The 6,704-nt window shown below is 37.2% G+C and carries 6 protein-coding genes; 3 read left to right on the forward strand and 3 right to left on the reverse strand.

Annotation, left to right across the window (positions count from 1 at the left end; all coding sequences use genetic code 11):
* The first annotated feature begins 20 nt into the window (after positions 1-20).
* The gene (locus tag V3I05_RS02875; RefSeq protein ID WP_343353948.1) at positions 21-1,364 is read left to right on the forward strand and encodes a peptidase U32 family protein; all 1,344 of its coding nucleotides are present in this window, start codon (positions 21-23) and stop codon (positions 1,362-1,364) included.
* Positions 1,365-2,312: 948 nt separating this feature from the next.
* On the forward strand, positions 2,313-2,978 hold the full coding sequence (locus tag V3I05_RS02880; RefSeq protein ID WP_343353069.1) for a recombinase family protein: 666 nt from the start codon (positions 2,313-2,315) through the stop codon (positions 2,976-2,978).
* Between the two features lie 641 nt (positions 2,979-3,619).
* On the opposite strand, the gene V3I05_RS02885 is transcribed toward V3I05_RS02880, so the two are convergent.
* The 3 genes from V3I05_RS02885 to V3I05_RS02895 all read right to left on the reverse strand — a co-directional run bounded on the left by V3I05_RS02885 (position 3,620) and on the right by V3I05_RS02895 (position 5,995).
* Positions 3,620-3,874: a hypothetical protein gene (locus V3I05_RS02885; protein WP_343353949.1), complete on the reverse strand. Its 255-nt coding sequence runs from the start codon at positions 3,872-3,874 to the stop codon at positions 3,620-3,622.
* Between the two features lie 73 nt (positions 3,875-3,947).
* Positions 3,948-5,684, reverse strand: coding sequence for a hypothetical protein (locus tag V3I05_RS02890; RefSeq protein WP_343353951.1), 1,737 nt, complete (start codon positions 5,682-5,684; stop codon positions 3,948-3,950).
* Positions 5,684-5,995, reverse strand: a complete 312-nt coding sequence (locus V3I05_RS02895; protein ID WP_343353953.1) for a hypothetical protein — start codon at positions 5,993-5,995, stop codon at positions 5,684-5,686. The genes V3I05_RS02890 and V3I05_RS02895 overlap by 1 nt, the downstream gene beginning before the upstream one ends.
* 540 nt (positions 5,996-6,535) lie before the next feature.
* Between V3I05_RS02895 and V3I05_RS02900 the strand changes: the two genes are divergently transcribed.
* Entirely contained in the window at positions 6,536-6,700 is a 165-nt protein-coding gene (locus tag V3I05_RS02900; protein ID WP_343353955.1) for a hypothetical protein, read from the forward strand.
* Positions 6,701-6,704: the final 4 nt, after the last annotated feature.

Consider the following 6,704-nt stretch of genomic DNA (forward strand, 5'->3'; position numbering starts at 1 on the left):
CCACCTCAAATAAATTTAAAATGAACGCAACATCTAAAAACATTCAGCTTCTCTCCCCTGCGGGGAATCTCAAAAAGCTTAAAATCGCCCTTGCCTATGGGGCTGATGCTGTATATGGAGGCGTGAGCCACTTCTCTTTAAGGACACGTGCGGGGAAGGAATTTACTTTTGAGGATTTTGCAGAGGGTGTGAAATATGCCCATACTCTAGGCAAGAAAGTTTTTGTTACCATTAATGGCTTTCCTTTTAATTCCCAGCTCAAACTCCTGCAATCCCATATAGAAAAGATGGCAGGCCTCAAGCCTGACGCGTTTATCATAGCGGCTATTGGCGTGGTAGCTTTAGCCCAAAAGATTGCTCCGCAAATCCCTATCCACCTCTCCACACAAGCAAATGTGCTAAATGTCCTTGACGCGGAGGTGTTTTATAAAATGGGTATTAAGCGCATAGTCGCCGCAAGAGAGATGAGCCTTAAAGACGCACTAGAGATTAAAAAGCATTTGCCTGATTTAGAGATTGAAATTTTCGTGCACGGCAGTATGTGCTTTGCCTTTTCTGGGCGATGCTTGATTTCTGCTTTGCAAAGTGGGCGTGTGCCTAATCGTGGGAGTTGCGCTAATGACTGCCGATTTGACTATGAATATTTTGTCCGCAATGTAGAAAATGATGAATTAGTCAAATTTGATGGCAGGGAATTTTATGTGAAAAACCCTGATAATGGCGTAATGATGAGACTTGAAGAGACAGAGGGCTTAGGGACACATATTTTTAACTCTAAGGATTTAAACCTAAGCGGACATATCCGCGAGATTCTAGAATCTGGCGCGGTTGATGCTCTGAAAATCGAGGGGCGCACGAAGTCAAACTATTATGCGGGGATTACCGCTAGAGCATATCGTGCAGCGATTGATGACTATTATGCAAAAAGGGACAATAGTGCATTTTATATCAATGAGCTTAACACGCTTAAAAATCGCGGATTCACCGATGGTTATCTTGTCCATCGCCCTTATGAAAAGCTCAATACGCAAAATCATCTAACCGCTATAAGTGAGGGCAGCTATCAAGTCAATGCCGAAGTCGATGAGAATGGGGAATGGGCGATGTGCCGCCACACTATTAGAGTAGGAGAGTCAAAGGAGATTGTTATGCCATTTGACGCTGATGTGGCTTGTGGCAAGAGCGAGATAGGCGAAATCTATAAAGAAAATGGCGTAAAAATGATGAGATTTGATAGAATCTGTTTGCAAAATGGCAAAGAGCTAGATTCTATCCATAGTGGCAATACAAATGCCTTTAAGCTCCCTCTACCTCTGCCACCCTTTAGCTTTTTGAGACAAAAAACATTGCCCGATACGATTTAAGATTATTTATAGCTTAAAAAGCCACACAAAATCTGCAGGCTTAAGAGGCAAAACAAGGCTATGCCCGCCATCAAGCTAAAGGTGATTTGCCTTCAAAAATGAGTTTGTCTTTGTGGGATTTGCCAAAGGATAAGAGCTTCACTTGTATGCTACGCTGCAGGCAAGTGTGGATAAGCACTTTGTGCGTATGATGAAATCACGCAAGGGGTAAAACAAAGCTTTAGCCTTAATTTAACTCTATCCTTTAGACGTATAAATGGAATGTGTTTCCATTTATACAAGAGCGGCGCACACAGCACAATAGTAAGAAATAGTAAGCCTTGGTAGCTATTACACATAATAGTATAATAGCTACAAGATTCGTGTAAATCTTGCTTTCAGGGCAATCTCCTTTTTATGAAGAGGCTAAAACAAGGACTTGATAAGAGGTAGGACAAGATACGCTCACCCTCAAGCTAAAAGTGAGCGCTTGGACTATCTTAGTAGCACTTGACTACTATTATACATAGTAGTATAATAGCTGCTAAGATTTTATGTGAAATCTTGTCCATTTTTAGCCTCCTTTTTTAAAGTAGGCTATCATCTAAGGGGCAGCCACCCCTTAGGACAGCCCCACTACAAATACCACATTATAAAATCTACATTATTCCTTAACAACCTTCACAAACGCTGGCACACTCACTTCCACTACTCTAGGGCAAGCTGTTAATGTTCGAGGGGCTTGAATGGCTTAATCATTCAATCTCTTTTCTAAAGAAACTTCATTTTACAGGAAACTTCTATATTTAAAAGAAATCTTTAGATTAATAAGATATATCGATTTTTAGATAAACTAAAATATTTTATTTGAATCTATTCTGTATAAAAAGTTCATTAATTATATTTAAACATTATTTAATAAAAAAAATATAAAATTACATTTTTATATTGAGTATGGATAAAAGAATAATGATAATTGCATATCTTAGAGTGGGTGTTGAAAAGCAAGAGAATGATAAACAAAAACAGCTTATCTTAGAATACGCTCAAACCCATCAGCTTATTATTGATGAGCTTCTTGAAGCCACCCTTTCAAGTAAAAAAAGCCAAGAACAACGTAAAATCGCAGCCCTCAAATCAAGATTAAATAAAGGTGATGTGCTCATTACCACTGACCTTAGTAAGCTAGGGAGAGGTATGCTAGAGGTGATGAATCTCCTCTTAGAGCTATCACAAATAGGGATTAAATTTATCTTTGTTAAACAAAGAGAGTTAAGCACATTTCAAAGCAATGCAGAACAGCTTATACTCACAATATACGCCCACATTGCAGAAACTGAAAAAGAATTTTTATCTATGCGCACCAAGGAGGGTTTAGCCGCAGCAAAAGCTCAAGGTAAAATCTTAGGGCGACCCAAAGGGAGAACAAGCATAAGTAAATGGGATAAATATGAGCAAGAAGTTATCGAGTATATTCAAAAAGATTTAGATTTAGGAAGCATTTGGAAGCTCATAGGTAAGGAGGGAACTTACCACGGATTTTATATGTATTGCCGTAGGAATAAAAAAATTGTAGAAGCCTTGCGTATAGAGAAAGATAAAAGCACCTCACTTATTGCGAGAATGAAAAAGTAAGTATATGACAAATGCCACCAATACTACATCAACAATAAATCAACAATCAACCTAACTAACCAAAGCACGATAGATACACTTACAAATAACTTAAATATTAGCACCATTAATCATTAATCATTAATCATTAATCATTAATCATTAATCATTAATCATTAATCATTAATCATTAATCATTAATCATTAATCATTAATCATTAATCATTAATCAATAAATATATTTTATCTTTAAATGATTTTTCATACTCCTAACATTTAATAATAAAGGACAAGCTATTAATATAAATCAAAGAGAAAGAGAGAAATACTGAAAAAGTAAGGAGTGGAGAGCAATAGAGAAGAAGTAAGGAGTGGAAAGGGAAATGGAGCAGTAGAGAAATAATGTCAAATAGAGTAAGGAGCAGAAAGAAATATATCAAAGCAAAGAGGGATTCATAAATAAGAGAAATCACGCTTGTGATTTCATTACTGCGCTGTGTGAGAGAATTTACTAAATCAGAGGCAACCTAAAGCACTTCTATTTCTTCTAAGGCTTTTGCACTCATACCTCTTTTCATAATCTATCAATATAAATGCAGCCTATCGTTTAATATTTCTTATGTTATGGTAAATATTCATAAATTATCTCTATCTCTATTAAATTATCTATTTACATTAATAGCTTGTCCTTGAGTAGTGGAAGTTAATGTTCCAGCGTTTGTGAGGGTTGTTAGGGTAGAGGATTGTAGCCACAATATATTTCTATTGGTTTTATTAATATTTCTATTGACATTAATTGTGCCTAGACTCGCCCCATTTAACCCTATACTTGCTCCTAACACCGAATGAATGTCAAGTCCACCCGGAGGATTAGTGATATTGATGGTTTTAGCAGCTTCATTACCAACAATTTGCACTCGTTGATTAGTGATGTTTGTGCAGATATTCCCATTACAATTTGCCCCATTAATTGCTCCCTGTGCTTCTACACTAAGAAGTTAGGTTTGTTATCGTTGCCCCATTCTCATTGGTCGCGCTCCCTATAGTCCCACTATTAGTAAGGGAGCTTAGGGCGTTTCTATTGGTAAGAGTATTGATAGTCCCACCCATTTGATTGGTGATACCATTAGTCATATTGCCTTCATTAGTGAGCGTCGTAATCCTGCCTGTCCCAGAGTTTGTGAAGTTTGTAAAATTCCCGTTTGTTTGGTTATTTAATATGTTTATCACACCATTATTGGTAAAGCTATTAGTAACGCTGCCATTATTATTCAATGTCCCAATATTGGCATTGATACTATTGTTAAGAGTCGTTATGGTTTGGTTGTTGGTTAATGTAGTGATATTGGCATTAGAATTATTGCTTAAAGTAGTGATTGTCCCAGTATTCTCAAGGTTGGTGATGAGTGAGCGCTGCCCTTCATTTGTGATAGTGTTTATCGTGCCAGTATTAGTAAGTGTTCCTATAGTGTTTGTCCTATTTGCAATATTTTCATTTGTGATAGTGTTTATCGTCCCTGCATTAGTGATAGTCCCAGTATTCCCAGAGCTACCAGAGGAGCCGCCATTAGCATAACTCGTGATAGTCCCTCCCACTTGGTTATTCAAAGTAGTTATGGTATTAAAATTTCTAACTCCACCAGTTATCCTCCCACTATTGGTAAGAGTGCCAATAGTCCCTGTTCGACCATTTTGTATTTGCGGAGTAATAGTGCCTGTATTAGTAAGTTGAGTGATTGTGCCTCCACCAGTCCCATTAGCATTAGAATTATTAAACGCCGTGCTGATAGTCCCTGCATTTGTGAAATTATCTATCGTCCCAAGGGTATTCAACACATTTTGAATAGTCCCTCCAGTATTATTATTAATCGTGTCTATACGAGCATTAGCATTAGCTTGTGTGATGCGATCTATGTTGCCGCCATTTTGATTTGTAAGAGTGCCTATATTTGCAGCATTAGTAATACCTCGACTTATTGTGCCACTATTATTAATCGTATCTATCCTATTACCATTACCAGCATTCACATTAATACCCTGAATAGTCCCTCCAGTATTATTAGTCAAAGTTCCTATTTGTGCATTTGTGCTACGTGCTTCAAGGAGTATAGCCGCAGTATTTGCATTAGCCGTATTAATAATATTACCACTATTAATAAGATTATCAATCCTTGCATTACTATTAAGATCAATAGCTCCAAATGTCCCACTTGTAGCATTTGAATTAATGGTGGCATTAGCATTATTCGTAAGGGTAGTAATAGTAGCATTCTGCATCCATACACCACTCGAGCCAGTAATCGTTCCATTATTGGTAAAGTTTGTTATCGAAGATAAAGTATTCCCCCTTACATTAACAGCTTGCCCAACGTTGGTCGATGTGAGTGTTCCAGCATTAGTAAAGGTTGTTAAGGTAGAGGATTGTAGCCACAATATATTTCTATTGGTTTTATTAATATTTCTATTGACATTAATTGTGCCTAGACTCGCCCCATTTAACCCTATACTTGCTCCTAACACCGAATGAATGTCAAGTCCACCCGGAGGATTAGTGATATTGATGGTTTTAGCAGCTTCATTACCAGTAACCTGCACTTGTCGATTAGTGATGTTTGTGCAGATATTCCCATTACAATTTGCCCCATTAATTGCTCCCTGTGCTTCTACACTAAGAAGTAAGGGAGCTAGGGCTAAGGATACAAGAGCGAGCTTATTCCCCCTTTCCATCACCTCTTTCCTTTGCACCTATTATTAATCGTGTCTATACGAGCATTAGCATTAGCTTGTGTGATGCGATCTATGTTGCCGCCATTTTGATTTGTAAGAGTGCCTATATTTGCAGCATTAGTAATACCTCGACTTATTGTGCCACTATTATTAATCGTATCTATCCTATTACCATTACCAGCATTCACATTAATACCCTGAATAGTCCCTCCAGTATTATTAGTCAAAGTTCCTATTTGTGCATTTGTGCTACGTGCTTCAAGGAGTATAGCCGCATATATCCCCCTTCCCCCACAATACACAACATACACAGAGATTCTAAGCTTTACTTCTCAATCCAAAAGCATAAAAAAGAGAGACCTTAAGGCATTTTTTAAGATTGTTTTAAAATTACTTTAAGTAGCTTTTTACTTAAAGAATACGTAAGCTCTTATTGTGTATTCTACTCTATTTATTTTCTTTGATTCTCTTAAGAAAAATTTTCTTAAGAGAAAGTGCATTAATTTTTCATATCTTTAGTCTTTAGCTGCAAATAATACAGCTCATATTTCATATACAAGGGGTTGAAATGAATAGAGGACGCTCTCTAAACCTACAATCACAAAATGCTTTCTCCTATCATCGCTTACACAAGCGAGGTAAGCATATTTGCAATACTCATAATGCTTTAGTGAGTAACTTTAAACATATCTCTCTCGCCGCGTTCAATACTTACAATAAGCTTAAAGCAAGGGTGAGAAGGGCTAAAGAAGTGAGTAATTATCTCTTATTTACTCTATTACCCCCAGATCTCAAAGCTATGCTCCCTAATTTGGAGTATCACAAGTCTTATCAATGCCCAAGGTGGAACAATGAGGATAATTGCTAATAATACGAATGATAGAAGTCTGCAGCACATTGGCAAAGCCTATAGAATAACAGCATATTGCCACAATAGCAGTATTACCCACCTGCCCTATATTTGGAATAATATTTGCATTTCTCTCTATGCACACCAAGAGGTTAGCAAAAGCTGAAAGG

The organism is Helicobacter mastomyrinus (assembly GCF_039555295.1).
Lineage (GTDB): Bacteria > Campylobacterota > Campylobacteria > Campylobacterales > Helicobacteraceae > Helicobacter_C > Helicobacter_C mastomyrinus.

Excerpts from the sequence above, each read along its gene's own strand:
- V3I05_RS02875 (WP_343353948.1), top strand. The coding sequence starts at position 21 with ATGAACGCAACATCTAAAAACATTCAGCTTCTCTCCCCTGCGGGGAAT.
- V3I05_RS02900 (WP_343353955.1), top strand. The coding sequence starts at position 6,536 with ATGAGGATAATTGCTAATAATACGAATGATAGAAGTCTGCAGCACATT.
- V3I05_RS02890 (WP_343353951.1), bottom strand. The coding sequence starts at position 5,684 with ATGGAAAGGGGGAATAAGCTCGCTCTTGTATCCTTAGCCCTAGCTCCC.
- V3I05_RS02880 (WP_343353069.1), top strand. The coding sequence starts at position 2,313 with ATGATAATTGCATATCTTAGAGTGGGTGTTGAAAAGCAAGAGAATGAT.